Source organism: Cupriavidus sp. UBA2010, from assembly GCF_002335265.1.
Taxonomy (GTDB): Bacteria; Pseudomonadota; Gammaproteobacteria; order Burkholderiales; family Burkholderiaceae; genus Cupriavidus; species Cupriavidus metallidurans.
This window is the reverse complement of sequence record NZ_DDCI01000012.1, coordinates 79422-99386: the sequence shown is the minus strand read 5'-3', so window position 1 is coordinate 99386 and position 19965 is coordinate 79422. Positions and strand designations below refer to the sequence as shown.

At 64.0% G+C, this 19965-nt stretch carries 16 protein-coding genes; 6 read left to right on the top strand and 10 right to left on the bottom strand.

The window, feature by feature from the left end; all coding sequences use genetic code 11:
- Positions 1 to 37: 37 nt before the first annotated feature.
- Entirely contained in the window at positions 38 to 346 is a 309-nt protein-coding gene (locus tag B2246_RS07785) for a hypothetical protein (protein WP_008644243.1), read from the top strand.
- Positions 347 to 427: 81 nt separating this feature from the next.
- Here B2246_RS07785 and ntrC read toward each other — a convergent pair whose 3' ends face one another.
- The 4 genes from ntrC to B2246_RS07765 all read right to left on the bottom strand — a co-directional run bounded on the left by ntrC (position 428) and on the right by B2246_RS07765 (position 5370).
- A complete protein-coding gene (gene ntrC, locus B2246_RS07780) occupies positions 428 to 1987 on the bottom strand; it encodes a nitrogen regulation protein NR(I) (protein ID WP_008644242.1) in 1560 nt (519 codons plus the stop codon).
- 95 nt (positions 1988 to 2082) lie between these two features.
- Entirely contained in the window at positions 2083 to 3246 is a 1164-nt protein-coding gene (gene glnL, locus B2246_RS07775; protein WP_035882344.1) for a nitrogen regulation protein NR(II), read from the bottom strand.
- 5 nt (positions 3247 to 3251) lie between these two features.
- Positions 3252 to 3833 (bottom strand): DUF4124 domain-containing protein, encoded by a 582-nt coding sequence (locus B2246_RS07770; RefSeq protein ID WP_286882156.1) that lies wholly within the window; start codon positions 3831 to 3833, stop codon positions 3252 to 3254.
- 121 nt (positions 3834 to 3954) lie between these two features.
- The gene (locus tag B2246_RS07765) at positions 3955 to 5370 is read right to left on the bottom strand and encodes a 3-hydroxylaminophenol mutase (RefSeq protein ID WP_008644239.1); all 1416 of its coding nucleotides are present in this window, start codon (positions 5368 to 5370) and stop codon (positions 3955 to 3957) included.
- Between the two features lie 527 nt (positions 5371 to 5897).
- Here B2246_RS07765 and B2246_RS07760 point away from each other — a divergent pair.
- A complete protein-coding gene (locus tag B2246_RS07760; protein WP_035882342.1) occupies positions 5898 to 6362 on the top strand; it encodes a rhodanese-like domain-containing protein in 465 nt (154 codons plus the stop codon).
- Between the two features lie 28 nt (positions 6363 to 6390).
- Here the strand turns inward: B2246_RS07760 and B2246_RS07755 are convergent, their stop codons facing one another.
- From B2246_RS07755 to hrpA, 6 genes are all read right to left on the bottom strand, one after another.
- Positions 6391 to 7191: a competence/damage-inducible protein A gene (locus B2246_RS07755; RefSeq protein WP_035882341.1), complete on the bottom strand. Its 801-nt coding sequence runs from the start codon at positions 7189 to 7191 to the stop codon at positions 6391 to 6393.
- Between the two features lie 23 nt (positions 7192 to 7214).
- On the bottom strand, positions 7215 to 8090 hold the full coding sequence (locus B2246_RS07750) for an EI24 domain-containing protein (protein WP_008644236.1): 876 nt from the start codon (positions 8088 to 8090) through the stop codon (positions 7215 to 7217).
- A gap of 111 nt (positions 8091 to 8201) precedes the next feature.
- On the bottom strand, positions 8202 to 9197 hold the full coding sequence (locus B2246_RS07745) for a sterol desaturase family protein (protein ID WP_035882340.1): 996 nt from the start codon (positions 9195 to 9197) through the stop codon (positions 8202 to 8204).
- On the bottom strand, positions 9197 to 10072 hold the full coding sequence (locus B2246_RS07740; protein WP_008644234.1) for a polysaccharide deacetylase family protein: 876 nt from the start codon (positions 10070 to 10072) through the stop codon (positions 9197 to 9199). Before B2246_RS07740 ends, B2246_RS07745 begins: the two co-directional genes overlap by 1 nt.
- Positions 10073 to 10085: 13 nt before the next feature.
- On the bottom strand, positions 10086 to 11072 hold the full coding sequence (locus tag B2246_RS07735) for a beta-propeller fold lactonase family protein (protein ID WP_286882157.1): 987 nt from the start codon (positions 11070 to 11072) through the stop codon (positions 10086 to 10088).
- A 135-nt stretch (positions 11073 to 11207) separates the two neighbouring features.
- Positions 11208 to 15158: an ATP-dependent RNA helicase HrpA gene (hrpA, locus tag B2246_RS07730; protein WP_286882158.1), complete on the bottom strand. Its 3951-nt coding sequence runs from the start codon at positions 15156 to 15158 to the stop codon at positions 11208 to 11210.
- 23 nt (positions 15159 to 15181) lie between these two features.
- On the opposite strand from hrpA, the gene argA reads away from it, so the two are divergent.
- From argA to B2246_RS07710, 4 genes are all read left to right on the top strand, one after another.
- Complete coding sequence (argA, locus tag B2246_RS07725; RefSeq protein WP_186425025.1) at positions 15182 to 16618, top strand: amino-acid N-acetyltransferase; 1437 nt, start codon at positions 15182 to 15184, stop codon at positions 16616 to 16618.
- Positions 16619 to 16717: 99 nt separating this feature from the next.
- Complete coding sequence (locus B2246_RS07720; RefSeq protein ID WP_024570137.1) at positions 16718 to 16993, top strand: oxidative damage protection protein; 276 nt, start codon at positions 16718 to 16720, stop codon at positions 16991 to 16993.
- A gap of 264 nt (positions 16994 to 17257) precedes the next feature.
- Positions 17258 to 18541, top strand: a complete 1284-nt coding sequence (locus tag B2246_RS07715) for an MFS transporter (protein WP_008643822.1) — start codon at positions 17258 to 17260, stop codon at positions 18539 to 18541.
- A gap of 35 nt (positions 18542 to 18576) precedes the next feature.
- Positions 18577 to 19959, top strand: coding sequence for a NarK family nitrate/nitrite MFS transporter (locus B2246_RS07710; protein ID WP_286882159.1), 1383 nt, complete (start codon positions 18577 to 18579; stop codon positions 19957 to 19959).
- Positions 19960 to 19965 lie beyond the last annotated feature (6 nt).

Here is a 19965-nt window from a genome sequence, read left to right as displayed (position 1 = left end):
GGGCTGCGCAGCGGCCCCGCATTTCCGGAGACACCGCATGAGAGCAAGCCTCGGCGCGCTGCTCGCCGCAATCAGCATCGCAGCATGTGCGACAAACTCGCCGGCAGACGCGCGTCAGACATTGGTGGGTGAGATCTACGTCAAGGGGAACGACCCTTTCCCGACCGTCATGCTCGAGACCAGTGACATGACCTTCTGGGAGCTGAGCGGCGTTGCCGTCGCGGACGCTCGTGCGCTGACGGGCAAACGCGTGACGGCGCGGGGGAAAATCGAGCGGCCGCCGGGCCCCGATGTCTGGCTCCCGTCGCTGCGCGTCGACAGCGTGCCCGAGCTGGTTAGTCCCTGAATGGAAACCACCAAGCAAAAAAGAGAGGCCCCGCGAACGCGAGGCCTCTCGATCCAGGGCCACAGACTTACGGGTCTGCGATCAGTCGAACCCAAGCTCCTGCAGCTTGCGGGTAATGGTGTTCCGACCGATGCCGAGCCGCGTCGCGGCCTCCACGCGACGTCCGCGCGTGACACCGAGCGCGGCTTCCAACACCGCTTTCTCGAATCGCCGCGTCAGCGCATCCATGACTTCGGGCTGCCCCGATTCGAGCATCGACTTTGCCTCGCCAGCCAGCAGCGTTTCCCAGCTTGCCGAAACGGCGCTCGCCGCAAATGCCGACGCTGACGACGTGGCCGAAGAGACCATGGGCGGTCTCGTGGCGACCATCGTGTCACCCTCGCCCGCGGCATGCGTGCCGTAGTCAGAAACTTCCGCGGCCTCGTACTCTCCCGACGACCTCGACTCGCTCGGTGAACGCATCGGCGACACACTGCTTTCGCCGTACCCCGCCTCGATCATCTCGCGCGGGAAATCCTTGACCTCGATGGTCTGCGCCGGCGCCATGACGGTCAGCCAGTTGCAAAGGTTCTCGAGCTGGCGTACGTTGCCGGGGAACGGCAGCGTGCTGACGTAGGCCAGTGCGTCATCGGACATGCGCTTGGTTTCGACGCCAAGCTCCTTCGCGCTCTTCTGCAGGAAATGGCGGGCCAGCAGCGTGATGTCCTCCGGCCGCTCGCGCAGCGGCGGCAGGCGCAGGCGAATCACATTGAGACGGTGGAACAAATCCTCGCGGAACAGCCCTTCCTTGACGCGCGTCTCGAGGTTCTGGTGCGTGGCGGCAATGACGCGCACATTGGCGCGCAACGGATTATGCCCCCCCACCCGATAGAAATTTCCATCCGAAAGCACACGCAGCAGGCGCGTCTGCAAATCAAATGGCATATCGCCGATTTCGTCGAGGAACAGCGTGCCACCTTCGGCCTGTTCGAAGCGACCGCGACGCATGGTCTGCGCGCCGGTGAACGCGCCACGCTCATGGCCGAACAGCTCCGATTCGAGCAGATCCTTGGGAATCGCCGCCGTATTCAGCGCAATGAACGGACCATTCGCGCGCGGGCTGTGCTTGTGCAACGCACGCGCCACCAGTTCCTTGCCGGTACCGGACTCGCCGGTGATCATCACGGTGACGTTCGATTGCGACAGACGACCGATCGCGCGGAACACGTCCTGCATCGCCGGGGCCTGGCCGAGGATTTCCGGCGCATCGACCAAGCGATCGTCCATTTCCTCCTCGCGCAGGCTTTCCTCGAGCGCCCGGCGAATCAACTCGACTGCCTTGTCGACATCGAATGGCTTGGCCAGATACTCGAACGCGCCCCCCTGGAACGCGGCCACGGCGCTATCCAGGTCCGAATAGGCCGTCATCACGATAACGGGCAGGCCCGGATGCCGCGCCTTGATGGCCTGCAGCAGATCCAGGCCAGAACCGCCGGGCATTCGGATATCCGAAATCAGGACCTGCGGCTCGTCCTCTTCCAGCGCCGCGAGCACGTCGCGCACGTTGGTAAAACTGCGGGAGAGCAGGCTTTCACGGGCAAGGGCCTTTTCCAGGACCCAGCGGATTGATTGATCGTCGTCGACTATCCAGATCGGCTTCATGTGCGTCGCTTGTCTGCTCGGTGTCATGTGGTCTCCCGTATTCCCTGCTGATGGCAGGGCCCTGCGCCGCTCGCACCGTCTCGCCGATCGGGCGGTTAGTGCAATGGCAACAGGATACGGAAGTCGGTACAGCCCGGCTTGCTCTCGCATTCGATCAAGCCCTCGTGTTGCTGCACGAAGGTTTGAGCGAGTGTGAGACCGAGCCCGCTACCGCCATCCCTGCCCGAAACCAACGGATAGAAGATGCGCTCGCGAATGTCCTCGGGGATTCCCGGGCCGTTGTCAATCACATGCAAATCCAATGCCAGCTTGAAAAGCCGCTTGGCGATCGTGACCTGCCGGGCCACCCGGGTCCGCAGGATGATCTGCGCATCGCCGCGCGCAATACGCTCGTGCAGCGCCTGGGCGGCGTTATGGACGATGTTCAGCACGGCCTGGATCAGTTGCTCCATGTCGCCGCGCAATTCGGGCAGGCTGGCATCGTAGTCGCGCACGATTTCCAGCCCGTTAGGAAACTCGGCCAGCACCACCGAGCGCACTCGCTCCAGCACCTCGTGGATATTGAGGTCCGAGACGATGTGCGGATGACGATGCGGCTCCAGCAGGCGGTCCACCAGCGTCTGCAGGCGGTCCGACTCCTTGATGATGACCTGCGTGTACTCCCGGAGTGCACGCTCGGGCAACTCGAATTCGAGCAACTGGGCCGCGCCGCGAATCCCGCCCAGCGGGTTCTTGATCTCGTGAGCCAGATTGCGGATCAGTTCCTTGTTCGCCGAGGTCAGGTCAAGAATGCGCTCCTCGCGGTCACTGCGCACCTTCTGCTCGTTAAGCAGCACCTCGACCACTGCTGTGTTCGGGTAGCCTTCCACGCCACCGATTACCACGTGCGCGTGCATCGGTTCCTGCAATGGCGGCCGCAGGACCAGATCCTGCCTGCGCACGTCCACCTGCCGGGCCATCACCGTCTCGAACATGCTGTCGAGCTCTTCCGACGCCCCGAAAAGGTCCGGCAGGGACAGTTCCACCATGGCCTTGCGCGACACGGCAAAGCTGGCCTCCGCCGCCGGGTTCGCGTAAATCACCCGCAGGCCCGGCTGGCGCACCAGCAGCACAGGGTTGGCCACTACATCCAGGCCCGGATGCAGGGCCGCGCCGCCCAACGGCAGGATGTCCGCATCACGATCGGCCGGCTCGCCGGCGTCCGGCTTGCGGTCTGTTCCAGCTACCTTGCGGGACACTTCTCGAATCAGGCGGCGCATTCAACTCAATCCTTCAGGCCGGAAAGCTCCCGGCGCAGCGATGCCACGTTGGCTTCGCTGCGGGTGATGTCGTCACGAAGCCGCGCGACACGATCCAGGTACTTCTGATAATTGCGCTCGCCGCCCTGACGCTCCGGCTCGCCGTTGTTGTACTCGGCACGCAGACCGGCCAACCTGGCCTCCTCAGTTTGCAGTTCGGTTTCCAGCACTGTGCGGCGCTCGCTGTCACGGCTCTTTTGCGTAGCGCTATCCACGCGCGGGAAGCTGGTCGGCGACGTGGACGCCACCGACTTGCCACCCGAAGACGCGCCGCCAGCACGCGAGCCGGGTACGGTGACCACATCCGGCAGGTTCAGCCGCTTGCAGTCCTTGCTGTTGCCAGGATTGCCATTGCGGTACTCGGGCACGCCATCGGCGCCCTTGCACATGTACACGTCGGACGACTGCGCGGCGGCAGGCCGGGCCCATGGCAACGCCATGGCCGCGACCATCACCAAAATGGGGAAGCCCACACGCATCTGGTGCGGCAACGCACCGCTGGCATTGCTGAAGACCCTGCTCGAGATCGCTTCCATGAACATCGACATGTAGGTTAGGAAAAGAGCCCCATTCTAGCGATCAACGTGGCCTCAAAACAAAAAGGGACAGCCGAAGCCGCCCCTTCCTGGTGCAACTGTTGCCCGGCCACAACCCGGCAACTCACTCGGCTTACAGCGAGTAGTACATGTCGAACTCGATCGGGTGAGTCGTCATGCGGAAACGCGTGACTTCCTCCATCTTCAGTTCGATATAGGCGTCGAGCATCGAGTTCGAGAACACACCACCGCGGGTCAGGAACTCACGGTCGTTGTCCAGGTACTCCAGGGCCTGATCCAGGCTCGAGCAGACGGTCGGGATCTTCGCGTCTTCTTCGGGCGGCAGATCGTACAGGTTCTTGTCGGCAGCTTCGCCCGGGTGGATCTTGTTCATCACGCCATCCAGACCGGCCATCATCAGTGCCGAGAAGCCCAGGTACGGGTTCATCAGCGGATCCGGGAAGCGCGTTTCGATGCGGCGACCCTTCGGGTTGGCCACGTACGGAATACGGATCGAAGCCGAACGGTTGCGAGCCGAGTAGGCCAGCTTCACCGGTGCTTCGAAGCCCGGCACCAGACGCTTGTACGAGTTCGTACCCGGGTTGGTGATGGCGTTCAGCGCGCGAGCGTGCTTGATGATGCCGCCGATGTAGTACAGCGCGAATTCCGACAGGCCGGCGTAGCCGTTGCCCGCGAACAGGTTCTGACCGTCCTTCCAGATCGACTGGTGAACGTGCATGCCCGAACCGTTATCGCCCACGATCGGCTTCGGCATGAACGTGGCGGTCTTGCCGTAGGTGTGCGCGACGTTCTGGATCACGTACTTCTGCAGTTGGGTCCAGTCGGCGCGTTGCACCAGCGTGCTGAAGCGCGTGCCAATTTCGTTCTGGCCCTGGCCAGCCACTTCGTGGTGGTGCACTTCAACGGGGATGCCCAGCGATTCCAGAATCAGGCACATTTCCGAACGCATGTCCTGGAACGTGTCGATCGGGGCAACCGGGAAATAGCCGCCCTTCTTGCCCGGACGGTGACCGCTGTTGCCGTGCTCGAATTCCTTGCCCGACGACCATGGTGCTTCTTCCGACTGGATCTTCACCGAGCAGCCTTGCATGTCGATGTTCCAGGTCACGCCGTCGAAGATGAAGAACTCGGGTTCCGGACCGAAGAAGGCGGTGTCGCCCAGGCCGGTGCTCTTCAGGTAGGCTTCAGCGCGCTTGGCGATCGAGCGCGGATCGCGGTCGTAGCCCTTGCCGTCCGACGGCTCGATCACGTCGCAGCTCAGCACCAGCGTCGGCTCTTCGTAGAACGGGTCGATGTAGGCGGTACCCGAATCCGGCATGAGCAGCATGTCGGAGGCCTCGATACCCTTCCAGCCTGCGATGGACGAACCATCAAAGGCGTGGCCGCTCTCGAACTTGTCTTCGTCGAAGTGCGACACCGGCACCGAGACGTGCTGTTCTTTGCCCTTGGTATCCGTGAAACGGAAATCGACGAACTTCACGTCGTTTTCGTTCACGAGCTTCATCACATCTGCAACGCTCTGCGCCATGCCTATCTCCTGGAAATTCGGGCTGAAACTGGGAAAGTGGGTAAGCCAAAGTTGGTGCGGTCATCTGTCTGGACCGCCCCAAAAGGGACGTCGAATGTTAGCAGAAAGCGTGCCAGCCGAAGCCACCTTTCCGCCTGCCAGACTCCCGACTTCCCGAAAAACGTGCACTGGCTTGGATTGGCGCGCACCGGAGCGAAAACATCGGATTGCATGCAATCCAGCCGGCCAACCTGATGCCACGGCGAAGTGCACTGCCCGCGCACGCCGCTCACCCCAATCAAACACCATAACGGTGCGCAATCCAAGGTTTTGCACCGTTTATGTGCTCACCTCGAAATTAGGCACCATATGGGTGCAATCGCATAGCACCACCACCGCGCCTTGCTTGGACATTTTTCGGGTCTGCCACAATGGCCGCGCTAGAATAACGCCGATTCAGCCGGCTTCCCAGTGCCGCGTTGGCCTTGTTGCCCCTGCTCAGGCCAGCCCCCGCTTTCCCTCCATTCTTATTGACTCCGTCACAAAAGATGACTACCCGAGACGAACTCCTCCAGGCCGCCCAGACGCGCAAGCAGCAAGGCGAACTCTCCTATTTCGGCGCCCTCACGCCGCAAGAGGCCTATGCGCTGCTGCAGGCCGAGCCGAAGGCCGTACTGGTCGACGTGCGCACGCAGGCAGAACTGGATTGGGTGGGCGGCGTGGATCTGCCCGACGAGCAGTTCGCCCATATCGAATGGATGTCGTATCCCGGCGGCGCCCAGAACGCCAACTTTGTGGCTGAACTGAAGGCCCGGGTACCGGCCGACGCGCCGGTGCTGTTCCTGTGCCGCAGCGCCGCCCGCTCGAAACACGCGGCGCGCGTGGCGACGGAAAACGGTTACCTGCTGGCGATGGATGTACTCGAAGGCTTCGAAGGCAACCGCGACGACCACCATCACCGCAAGACGGTGGAGGGCTGGTGCGTGCGCGGCCTGCCGTGGCATGGCGCCTGAGCAGCGCCACGAATCATTGATACGCCGCTTACTGCTCGACGATCTCGAAGCCCATCGTCCGGACCCCGTCGAGCAGCATCGCGTAAGCCGGCCCGACCATGTCGGCCGGCCCCTTCACACCAAGGTCGATATGGCGCCGCACGAATTTGTCACCGCGCGCGGCATCCCCGACTGATGGCAGGCTGAACACGCGAATACCGGCGAACGACGCCTCCACCTGCTCCATCAACGGCGTCAGCGTCGATTCGGGCGCCTCGAACACGTAGAACGCGCGCGACACCTCGGTATCCTGATGGAACAGGTGCGCGTACCGGTTGTCCAGCACCCACTCCATCATCGGCCACGCCATGACCGGGAAGCCCGGCATGAAATGGTGATCGGCCACCGAGAAACCCGGAATGCGGTTGTAGCTGTTCGGAATGATCCGGGCACCGACCGGGAACTCCCCCATCTTGAAACGATGCTGGTTCTCTGGCTGGTTCAGATCCGCCTTGACCGGATCGCCATTGGCCGTTTCCGCAATACGCAATGCGATCAGTTCGCGCGCCTCGGGGTGCAAGGCCAGATCCACGCCCAGCGCCGCGGCCACGCATTGGCGCGTGTGGTCGTCAGGCGTGGCGCCGATGCCACCCGTGCAGAAGACGATATCCGCGCCCGCCAGCGTGCGGCGTAGCGTGGCCGTGATGCGCTCGCGGTCATCCCCGATGTACTCGGCCCAGTCCAGCGCCAGCCCGCGCGCGCCAAGTAGCTCGATGGCACGGCGCATGTGCTTGTCCTCGCGCCGACCGGAGAGAATCTCGTCGCCGATGACAATCAAACCAAAACCCATGATGCGCTCGCTCAGAATTGTTTTCAGGAAGGCTCGATGCGGCGCACATCAGAGGGCGCCAGCTCGATCACGTCGGTAGCCGGGGGCGGTGGCGGCGCGGCGGCCGCGCGCTCCGCACGCAGATCCCCCAGCGCGCGCAGGCAGAAGTGGCCGAACCACAGTGCCGAGAAAATGAAGATCAGCACGTAGAGCCACAGCGTGCCGGCCAGCACCAGCGGGAACAGGAAGATGATGACAGCGGACCAGACCCACAGCAACGTCGGCGCGGACCCGAGCAAGCCAACCGCCACACCGATCATCAGCAGCGGCACCCGATGGCGCTTCATGAGCGTCTTGCGTTCTTCGGCCGTGGCATGTTCCGCCAGTGCGTCGTAGGTCATCACCCGGTACGTCAGCCAGCCCCACAATACCGGCGGAATCAGCGCGAAGAACGGCGGAATCAGCCATAACGGCAGCGTGATGAGGATCAGCAACAGGAAGATCAGCGTGCTGCCGAGCGTCTGGAAGACGCTGCCAACGATGCTGCCCCCATGAGACTTGGCCAGATCCGGATAGCTGCGTTCGAGCTGCCTGACCACCACCGGCACCGAGAACAAGCTGATGAAGATCAGCATCGACGCAATGACCAGCGGGATCGCCAGGGTCAGCACGAAGAGCGGCGCCACCACGCTGCGCAGCGACTGCAGACCGAGCCAGTCGAGCATCGAGTAGATCCAGCTCGTGAACACCGAGCCTTCGAGGATGGCGCGGGCCGTCCCCATGATTGGTTCCCAGCCCCACCAGATCAGGCCGCCCCAGAGGACGGTAGCGAGAACGAATGGCACGATGGTCAGCATCAGCATCCGTGGATGCATCTGACTGACCAGTGCGCGGCCAAACGAGCGGAAGATATCGTTCATGCGGCAAAGAGGTGAAAGAAGCCCTCGGAGCCTAGCACAGCCCGGCGATCGTGTTTCCGGAAACCCTCGGAAATGCGCGCGAAGTGGCGCTGGAGCCGAGCAGAAAGAAACCTACCCCAGGCGAAGCAACCGCTTGATGCCAAGCCATTGCTGCGACAGGAAGCCATCGCCGTAGCTACGCGCACGCCCGGCAGGTGGCGGCATCTGGTCGCGGATGCCGGTCGGATGATAGGCGTCGGTGAAGTCCGCAGTGCCAAAGAGCATGTCCCACCAAGGGAAGATCACGCCATAGTTGCACCCGCCGAGCCGTGCGGGCTTGTCCGCCGTGGCGCGTTTTTCATGGCCGAGCCCCACCGCGTGGTGCGTGCGATGGAAGCGCGGCGAAATCAGCAGGCGCTCGCCCAACCAGCCGAAGTGCAGGCGCAGATTGGCGTGCTGCAGGCTCTGCAGCAGTTGCGACAGCGCCACAAGCAGGACGTACTGCGACGGCTCGACCCCCACCGCCAGCGCAACGGCCGCGAAAACGAAATCGCGCAGGATATCGTCGAGCAGATGATTGCGGTTGTCGCTCCAGAGCGTCATTTGGCGCTGGCTGTGGTGCACCGCGTGCAGGCTCCACCACCAGCGGTACGTATGCGACAGCCGGTGATACCAGTAGTCGAGCAGGTCGAAAAGCGCCAGATAGAGGAAAAAGCTGATCAGCGGGATCGACGTCACGCCGGGCCACCAGTCCTCGACGTTGACACGCTGCCATCCCAGCAGTCGCAGATGGCCTTCGATGCCATCCATCAACGGTGCCAGCAGGAAAAACATCACCAGCCGGAACAGCCCCAGGCGATGGATGAGCGTATAGAGGATATCGGTGCGGATGGCCGCGCGGTCGGTCACGGCCTCAACGGGCCGCAGTCTCTCGAGCGGACCGAGGATCAGCACCATCACGGCGATCTGGACCAACCCGACCAGCAGCCATTCCGTGCCGGTGAACGCGTCTTCGGCATAGCCACCGAAGCCGAGGTTATAAACCACGGGCAACACCACGTTCTGAAAGACCGTGGCTTCGATCTGGCCCACCCACAGGTTAAGCCAGTTGGCGAGCGCGTCCCACATTACCGTTTCGCTCCCGATACAGACGATGTTTGAGGTTGTTCCCCCGCCTGCTCCACTCGCACCGGACCACGCTGGGCAATCCAGTGCTTGTACTGCGGATGCTCGCGCAGCGTGGCGAAGCAAAAGCCCTTCTGCTCGAGCCCGCTGATCAGCGGCTCCAGCACGCCCGGCGCCCAGGGGTCCTTGCGCGACCAGATACCCAGGTGGGCCATCGTGATGTCGCCATCGCGCAGATCGCGCAGCGCGCGTTCGAGCAACACCTGGTTAGGGTAGCGCTCGGAAGACAGTTCGTCGCCGAGAAAACCGGCCGGCGCCCAGCCCACGTGCTTGAAGCCGCATTGCTCGGCCCATGCCAGCGTCTTCGGTGACGTATGGCCACCCGGAGCGCGCCACAGCGGCACCATCGGCTGACCGGTCATCGACTGGAAGGCCTGCGCGCTCCGGCGCAGTTCCGTGCAGAACGATTCCTCGGTCATCGCCACGTCCTTGCCGCCCTGCGCCCCGAACTGCGGCCGCATGACGACCTTGCCGCCCTCGCCACCCTTCGCGCTGCGAAGGTAGACATGGTCGAACGTGTGGGTGCCAAAGGCATGACCGTCGGCAGCCAGCGATTTCCAGTAAGCCGCCCAAGTTGGATCCAGCGAATTGTCGTGGTTGACCGTGGGCTCGTTGGCCAGGAAGAACGTCGCGCGGATATGGTGCTTGCGCAACGTGCGAGCGATCAGTTCCGCCTGGCTCATGCTGCCAGTGTCAAACGTCAGATAGAGCGTGCCGGCTCGGCAGGCTCCGGGGCTGGCGTCGGCCGCCAGAGCAAGCGAGGCGCTCGCCAGCAACCCCGCCGCAGCTACCCCGATCCGGATCATCCAGTTGCGCATGGCGCTGACCTTCTTAATAGAGCGGCGCGCGCGTGCGGAAGTAGATGCCATGCGGCGATTTGCCGACACGGATCGTCTTGATCATCTTGCGGCTGGCCACATCGATCAGGCCAACCGAGCGCGCCCAGCGGAACGTCACCCAGAGCGTCTTGCCATCGGCAGTCAGTTCCATGTCGTCCGAGCCCGGCAGCAGACCCGTGATCTCGCCGACCTTCGACAGCGTTTGCTGGTCGATGATGCTTATCGAGCCAGACACCCGGTTGCTCAGGAACAGATGCCGCTTGTCGCCCACGGCCCGGAAGTTGTGCGCGCCCTTGCCGGTCTGGATCTGCTTGACCACTGTCCGGGTACGCCAGTCGATCACGGCAACGTAGTCAGCCCCCGTCATGCCCACCAGCAAGTACTTCTGGTCTGGCGTGACCCAGATACCGGCCGGCGCGGAGCCAGCCTCCATGGTCCAGAGCACGGCGAGCGTGTTCAGGTCGATCGCGGCGATCTGGTTCGAATCCTGCAGCGTGATGAATGCAATCTTGCTGTCGGCCGTGAACGCGATATGGCTCGGTGTCTTGGCCAGCGGGAACTGCTTGGCGATCTTGAGCTGGCGGCCATCCCAACGATAGACGTCGACGCGGTCCAGCCGGTTGCCGGTGGCGATGAACCACTTCTGGTCGGGCGAGAAGCCGATCTGGTATGGGTCGTCGATGTTCGGCACGCGCTGCTGCACCTTGCCGGTCACCGGGTCGAGGAAAACGAGGTCGTTGCCAACCGCATTGGCGACGATCAGCGATTTGTCGTCGGGGGTGGCGATCAGGTGATGGGGTTCCTTCCCGATCGGGAACGTCTCCAACACCTTCTGCGTGTCCTTGTCGATCAAAGTAACGCTTGCGTCACCTGAATTCAGGATTACTACAACTTCCGCGCGGGCGGGTGCGGACACCAATGCCAATGCCAGGGCGCCGACCGAAACAGCGCCAGCCACAACACGACGCAATGCGAGCATAAGACCGTTAAATCATGACGAATCGCGCATTCTAACGTTTCAATCGACCAGTACGATGACGTGAATCATCAAACTTGAGGGCCTATCACAATTAGATACAAATAATCTGGACAGCCCCCCCTCCTGGACACCGGCCTATCGCTGCATGGACTCCCAGACTTTCTGAAGCCGCTTGACCGACATTGGCTGTGGCGTGCGCAGTTCCTGCGCGAACAAGGCCACCCGCAATTCCTCAAGCATCCAGCGGAATTCGTCGAGGCGGGCATCGGCAGCGCCCCGGCCCTGCGACCGTAGTTGCTTCTCCGCACGCTGCCACTGTTGCACCAGCGGGGTCATTTCCTGGATGCGCTGGCTGTCACGGGACGGATCGCCCTTGAGCTTGTCCACCCGCATCACCATGCCCTTCAGGTAGCGCGGAAAGTGCGCCAGCTGGACATATGGCGTATCGATCACGAAAGACTTCGTCATCAAGCGTGCCAGTTGGCCTTCCAGATCCTGATAGGCCGAGCCGAACGGCTTGGCCTGGAGCAGCTTACGCGGCAGCCCCGCAAACTCGGCGAGGATCGTGCCCACCAGCCGCGCGATTTCCTGGGCCAGCAGCGACAGCCGCGCCCGCCCTTCTTCCTTGCGGGTATTGAACTCGGCTTCGTTGCGCGGCAGGGGCGCCTGCAGGCAGGCGCGTTCCAGCGCCATCATGACGATCTGGTTACGCAACTCCTCCTGCGTGCCCAGCGTCATGTACTGCATCGCCATCTGCTGCAGGTTCGGAATGTTCTTCTCGATGAACTTGACCTGCTCGCGCAGTTGCAGTGCGAACAACCGGCGCAGCCCGGCATGGTGGATACGCGCGGCCTCCTGCGGATCGTCGAAGACTTCCACATCGCAGTGATCGCCGTGGTCAACCAGCGCCGGATAGCCAAACAGCGTCTGGTTGCCCTTGCGGATCTCAAGCAGTTCGGGCAACTCGCCGAACGACCACGAGGTCAGGTTCTCGAATTGACCGGCTTCCGCCGCAGGCACATCACGCGCGGCAATGTTCTGGAACGACTGCTGCGCCTGACCGCCGAACTCCGCACGCAACTGGGCCAGGTTGCGGCCCATGTCCAGCTGGCGGCCGTGCTCGTCGATCACCTTGAAATTCATCGCGTGGTGGGCAGGCAGCGTCTCGAGCTTGAAGTCCGCACGCTTGATCATCGTGCCGGTCTGCTCGCGGACGTCGGCGATCAGCACATCGAGCAGATCTCCCTCCCCGAACGGCTGGCGGTCGACAAACCCAGCCGCGTAGTCGGGCAGCGGCACGCAGTGGCGGCGCAGCTTCTGTGGCAGCGATTTCAGCAGCAGATGCACCTTCTCCTTGATCATGCCCGGCACGAGCCACTCGGTGCGCTCGGGTCGTACCTGGTTGAGCGCGTACAGCGGCACCGTCAGCGTCACGCCATCGCGATGGCTGCCAGGTTCGAAGTGGTACGTCAGCGCCATGTCGATCCCGGCGATCGGCAGGATCTTCGGGAACAGGTCCGTCGTGATACCTGCCGCTTCGTGCCGCATCAACTCGTCGCGATTCAGGTACAGGAGTTTGCGATCCTTCGCGGACTCCGCCTGATACCACTTCTCGAACGCCACCTGATTGTGGATGTCGGCGGGAATCGCGCGATCGTAGAACGCGAAAATGAGCGCGTCGTCCACCAGCACGTCCTGACGGCGCGACTTGTGCTCCAGGTTCTCGATCTCGCGCACCAGACGCTGGTTATGGGCGAAGAACGGCAGCCGTGTGTCGAACTCGCCTTCCACTAGTGCGTGGCGGATGAACAGCTCGCGTGCCTCGGCCGGGTTCATCGGCCCAAAGTGCACCCGACGATGCTGGTACACGGGCAAGCCGTACAGCGTGCCGCGCTCGAGCGCCAGCACTTGCCCGGCCTTCTTCTCCCAGTGCGGCTCGCTCCAGCTCACCTTGAGCAGATGGCTGCCTACCTGCTCGACCCATTCCGGCTCGACGCGGGCCAGCGTGCGCGCGTACAGGCGACTGGTTTCCACCAATTCGGCCGCGATGATCCAGCGCCCCACCTTGCGCGCGATGAGCGAGCCCGGCCAGAGGTGGAACTTGATGCCGCGCGCGCCCAGGTACTCGCGCCCCTTGCCATCGGATTCGTCCAGCTTCAGGCCAACGTTGCCGAGCAGGCCGGTCAGCAGCGCCTTGTGCACCTGCTCGAAGGTCGGCTCGCTCTCGTTCAGGCGCCAGCCCTGTTCCGTCACCGTGGTCAGCAACTGCGAATGCACATCGCGCCATTCGCGCAGGCGAACATGCGACAGGAAGTTGGCGCGGCACTGCTCCTGCAACTGCCGGTTGGTCTTCTTGTGCGCGACGGCTTCTTCGAACCACTTCCACAGCTTGACCCAGCCCAGAAACTCGGACTTCTCGTCCATGAACTTGCGATGTGCCTGGTCGGCGGCCTCCTGGGCCTCCTGCGGGCGGTCTCGCGGGTCCTGCACGGACAACGCGCTGGCGATGATCAGCACCTCGCGCAGACATTGCTGGTCGCGCGCGGCCAGGATCATCCGCGCCACGCGCGGGTCGAGCGGCAGCTTGGACAACTGGCGGCCAACGCCGGTGAGCTGGTTGGCCTCGTCGAACGCGCCCAGTTCCTGCAGCAACTGGTAGCCGTCGGCGATGGCACGGCCCAGCGGCGGCTCGATAAACGGGAACGCCTCGATATCGGTCAGGCGCAGCGCTTTCATGCGCAGGATGACCGCTGCCAGCGACGAGCGCAGGATTTCCGGATCGGTGAAGCGCACGCGGCCCAGGAAATCACTTTCCTCGTACAGGCGGATGCAGACACCGTTCGCCACCCGGCCACATCGGCCGGCACGCTGGTTGGCTGCCGCCTGCGAGATCGATTCGATCTGGAGTTGCTCGACCTTGTTGCGGTACGAATAGCGCTTGACGCGCGCCAGCCCCGTATCCACCACGTAGCGGATGCCAGGCACCGTCAGCGACGTCTCCGCCACGTTGGTGGCCAGCACGATGCGCCGCGCGTTCGACGGTTTGAACACCCGTTCCTGCTCCTGCACGGACAGCCGCGCAAACAGCGGCAGGATTTCCGTATGCGGCGGATGATGCTTGCGCAGCGCCTCGGCGGCCTCGCGGATCTCCCGCTCGCCCGGCAGGAACACCAGCACGTCACCGGGCCCGACGCGGCAGAGTTCGTCCACGGCGTCAACGATGCCGTCGTACAGATCGCGCTCCCGGGCCTTCTCGGTACGCGGGGCGCCGTCGGCCGGCGCATCCGCCTGGATCGGCCGGTAGCGCACCTCTACCGGATAGAGTCGGCCACTGACCTCGATCACGGGCGCCGGCTTGCCGTTGCGCGCGAAATGCTCGGCAAAGCGCTTGGCGTCGATGGTTGCCGACGTGATGATCACCTTCAGATCCGGCCGCTTCGGCAAGATCTGGCGCAGGTAGCCGATCAGGAAGTCGATGTTGAGGCTGCGCTCGTGCGCCTCGTCGATGATGATCGTGTCGTAGGCGCGCAGCAGCGGATCATTCTGCGTCTCGGCCAGCAGGATGCCGTCGGTCATCAGCTTGACCGATGCACCGGCCGACATCGTGTCGTTGAACCGGACCTGATAGCCGACCGTCTCGCCCAGCGGCGTGCCCAGTTCCTGCGCGATGCGCTTGGCCGTGGAGGTGGCCGCGATCCGGCGCGGCTGGGTGTGGCCGATCAGCCCGCCGCCGGGCTTGCCCTCGCGTGCCGGGCCCCGCCCGATCGACAACGCGATCTTCGGCAGCTGAGTGGTCTTGCCCGAGCCGGTTTCGCCGGAAACGATGATGACCTGGTTGGCCTGCAGTGCCCGGGCGATCTCTTCGCGCCGCGCCGAGACGGGCAAGGCCTCCGGAAACGTGATTTCCGGTATCGGATTGGCAAGCCGTGCCGGCTGGGGCGCACGAGGTTGGCGAGGCCCGCCGGGCGGGCGAGGCGCGCGCGCGGCGGCCTCCGCCGGCCGCATGGCGGGATTCGGAGGAACCGGGGAAGTCGTGGCCTCGGCGGGCCGGGACGGAACAGGTTTGGCGGGGCGTTGTGCTGACATTGGCCGGGATTATAATCCGCCGCATGAACGCCAGAACCGACTCCCCGCAGCAGGACCCCGATCCTGCCTCCGCCCCGCTCCCGCTGCCCGTAAAGGCCGCGCCCGACACCCAGAAGCCGCCCGTCGCCACGGAGCTTGCCGAGCCCGCCGGCCCGGACCAGCAGCAGTTCGTCGACTGGCTGCGATCGGTCGCGCCCTATATCCATGCCTTCCGGGGCAAGACCTTCGTGATCGCCTTCAGCGGCGAACTGGTCAAGGCCGGGGTGCTCAACGGACTGGTCAACGACGTGGCACTGCTGCACGCGATGGGCATGCAGATTGTGCTGGTGTTCGGGTCCCGACCGCAGGTGGAAGAACAGCTCGCGCTGCGCAATGTCCAGTCGCAGTACGCGGAAGGCATCCGAATCACCGACAACGCCGCGCTGGAATGCGCCAAGGAAGCCGCCGGCGAACTGCGCCTCGACATCGAGGCCGCGTTCAGCCAGGGGCTGCCCAACACGCCGATGGCTGGCGCCCAGCTTTCCGTGGTGTCGGGCAACTTCATCACCGCGCGCCCGGTGGGCATCGTCAATGGCGTGGACTATCAGCACACCGGTCTGGTCCGCAAGATCGACGGCGACTCGATGCGCATGTCGCTATCGCACGGCAAGGTGGTGCTGCTGTCGCCGCTCGGCTTCTCGCCGACCGGCCAGGCATTCAACCTGTCGATGGAGGACGTGGCCAGCGCCACGGCCAGCGCGCTCAAGGCGGACAAGCTGATCTTCATCACCGAGGTACCCGGCGTGCCCGACCAGGTGGGCAAGCTGATGAAGGAAATGTCGCTGCGCACCGCCGTGGAACGGCTCCAGAACAACCATCTGCCGCCCGACGTCGCGTACTACCTCCAGCATCTGGTCAAGGCGCTCAAGGGCGGCGTGCCGCGCGCGCACCTGATCCCGTTCTCGCTGGACGGTTCGGTACTGCTGGAGCTGTTCCTGCACGACGGCGTGGGCACCATGCTGTCCGACAGCGATCTGGAAAGCCTGCGTGAAGCCACGCTCGACGACGTCGGCGGCATTCTGCAACTCATCGCCCCGCTCGAGGCCGATGGCACGCTGGTTCCCCGCGGCCGCCATCTGCTCGAGCGCGACATCGACAAGTTCTCGGTGATCGAGCACGACGGCGTGCTGTTCGGCTGCGCCGCGCTCTATGAATTCCCGCGCGAGAACATGGGCGAGATGGCCTGCCTTACCGTATCGCAGGAAGCCCAGGGCACCGGCGACGGCGAACGGCTGCTCAAGCGGATCGAGCGCCGCGCCCGCGCGCTGGGCCTGGAACGCCTATTCGTGCTCACCACGCGCACCGAACACTGGTTCCTCAAGCGGGGGTTCGTCCACGCCACGGTCGACGATCTGCCCGAAGACAAGCGCAAGCTCTACAACTGGCAGCGCAAGTCGATGGTCCTGATGAAGAAGCTCTGACGCCGCAGTAACAACAAGGTCGGCAGGGGCATGGGCGGATACTCCCGCCCGGCCGGCCAGCTTGGCTACAATAGCGGCCAAACGAACAAGGAGTCCCTCATGGCCCGCATGGTCCATTGCATCAAGCTGAACAAGGAAGCCGAAGGCCTCGACTTCCCCCCGCTGCCGGGCGATCTCGGCAAGAAGATCTGGCAGAACGTGTCCAAGGAAGCCTGGGCCGGCTGGCTCAAGCATCAGACCATGCTGATCAACGAGAACCGCCTGAACATGGCCGACCCGCGGGCGCGCCAGTACCTGATCAAGCAGACCGAGAAGTACTTCTTCGGCGACGGCGCCGACCAGGCCGCGGGCTACGTGCCCCCGCCGGCGGCCTAAGCATTGCCGCCCGCTCCTTTCCCGCACGCGGGAGAGGAGCCGGGGGAAACGGCCGCCACATTGAATCCCGCTTTGCCGGGATTCACCGACCGCACGGTCCGGAATTGGCCGACTCCCCCATCACTTCCCGCCGTCCATATGCCGATCGGACTAGTCCGTCCCGCATAGCCCCTTCCCCACCTACCTCTACGCCCGGCGAATAGTCGGCAAATCGCCACAGGCCTAATCTGGCGTCACTCCCCAAAGTGACTTCGGAACCCGGCCATGGCCACCCCAAACCTCCCCTCCAGCAAGCCAGAACCCGTCCCTTCCGGTGCTTGGACGACGCTCTGGTCCAGCACTTTCGCCTTCACGATCTGTTTCGCCGTCTGGATGCTGTTTGCCGTGCTCGGCATTCCGCTCAAGAAGGAACTCGGCCTGAATGACACCGAGTTCGGGCTGCTGGCAGCCACGCCGGTGCTGAGCGGCTCCCTGATCCGCGTGCCGCTCGGCATCTGGACGGACCGCTACGGCGGCCGCGTCGTGTTCTTCGTGCTGATGCTGCTGACGGTGATCCCCATCTGGCTGATCTCGTACGCGCATACGCTGTGGCAACTGCTGGTGCTCGGGCTGTTCGTCGGCCTGGCGGGCGGCTCGTTCTCGGTGGGCACGCCGTATGTCGCCCGCTGGTTCCCGCGCTCGCGCCAGGGCCTGGCCATGGGCATCTTCGGTGCCGGCAACTCGGGCGCCGCCTTGACCAAGTTCGTCGCGCCCGCTCTGATTCTGGCCGCCGGCACCTGGGAAATCGTGCCGAAGGTGTACTCGGTGGCGATGCTGATCACCGCCATCGTGTTCTGGCTGTTCTCGCGCAGCAATCCCGCGCACCGCGTTTCGTCGGCCACCAGCTGGCGTGCGCAACTTGCCGTCATGCGTGATCCGCGTGTCTGGCGCTATTCGCAGTACTACTCGGTCGTGTTCGGCGGCTACGTTGGCCTCTCGCTGTGGATGACCAAGTACTACATCGGTGAGTACGGCTTCGACATGAAGACGGCCGCGTTCCTCGCTGCCTGCTTCTCGCTGCCAGGTGGCGTGCTCCGAGCAATCGGCGGCTGGATCTCGGACCGCTACGGCGCGCACCGCACCACGTGGTGGGTCATGTGGGTCAGCTGGGTCACGTTCTTCCTGCTCAGCTACCCGAGGAGCGACTTCACGATCCACACCGCCAACGGCCCGGAGAGCTTCCATATCGCGCTCTCGCCGACGGTGTTCACCATCCTGATGTTCGTGGTCGGTATCGCGTTCGCGGTCGGCAAGGCTTCTGTCTTCAAGTTCATCTCGAACGATTTCACACACAACATCGGCGCGGTCTCCGGCGTAGTCGGTCTGGCCGGCGGCCTCGGTGGCTTCATCCTCCCGATCCTGTTCGGCGCACTGGCCGACCTGACCGGCATCCGCACCAGCTGTTTCATGCTGATGTACGGCGCGGTCTGCGTGAGTCTGGTGTGGATGCACTACAGCCAGCGCGCGGCAAACGCCAGGCCGACGCCCGAAACCCTGCAAACCGCCTGAGTTCCGTCTCCTCCGAAACCAACTAACTGCATATCATGTCAAGTTCCGTACTGACCCGCTGGGAGCCCGAGAACGTGGCCTTCTGGCGCGACCAGGGCGAGCGAATCGCCTATCGCAACCTCTGGATCTCGATCCCCGCGCTGATGCTGGCGTTCGTGATCTGGATGCTCTGGAGCGTGGTGGCGGTCAACCTCGACCGCGCCGGCTTCCAGTTCACCAAGAACCAGCTCTTCTGGCTGACCGCGCTGCCCGCGCTGTCCGGCGCCACGCTGCGTATCTTCTACTCGTTCCTGGTGCCGATCTTCGGCGGCCGCCGCTTCACGGCCATCTCCACGGCGCTGCTGCTGATCCCGGCGCTGGGCATGGGCTTCGCGCTACGCGACCCGTCGACCAGCTACCCCACGCTGCTGATCCTGGCGCTGCTGTGCGGCCTGGGCGGCGCGAACTTCAGTTCGTCGATGGCCAACATCAGCTTCTTCTTCCCGAAGGAAAAGAAGGGCCTGGCCACCGGCCTGAACGCCGGCATCGGCAACCTGGGCGTCTCCGTGGTGCAGTTCGTCACGCCGCTGGTGGTTTCGGTGGCCGTGTTCGGCGCGCTCGGCGGTGAACCCCAGACCTACAAGGCGGCCGACGCCACACAACAACTCTGGCTGCAGAACGCCGGCTTCATCTGGGTGCCGTTCATCATCGTCGCCTCGCTGGCAGCATGGTTCGGCATGCACGACATCGCCGACGCGCGCGCATCGTTCGCCGAACAGGCCGTGATCTTCACACGCAAGCACAACTGGCTGATGTGCTGGCTCTATATCGGCACGTTCGGCTCGTTCATCGGCTTCTCGGCCGGCCTGGCGCTGCTGACCAAGTCGCAGTTCCCCGGTGTCAACCCGACGGCCTACGCCTTCCTCGGACCGCTCGTTGGCGCACTGACCCGCCCGGTTGGTGGCTGGATCTCGGACAGGCTCGGCGGCGCCCGCGTCACGCTCTGGACCTTCATCGGCATGATCTTCGCAGTCTGCGCCGTGCTGGGCGCCCTGCGCGCCGATGGCGGCGCGGGCAACTTCCCCGCCTTCCTTGGCGCATTCATCGTGCTGTTCGCCCTGACCGGCATCGGCAACGGTTCGACGTTCCGCATGATCCCCGTGATCTTCCTGACAGAGCGCCAGCGCGCGGCCGGCAAGGACGCCGCCTCGCAGCGGCAGGCCGTGCAGGACGCCGGCAAGGAATCGGCCGCCGTGCTCGGCTTCTCGGGTGCGATCGGCGCCTACGGCGGCTTCTTCATCCCCAAGAGCTTCGGCACCTCGCTGGACCTGACTGGTTCGCCCCTTGCCGCGCTCTACTGCTTCATCGTCTTCTACGTGACCTGTGTGCTCGTGACGTGGTGGTTCTACGCCCGCCGCAACGCCGCAATGCCGTGCTGACAGAAC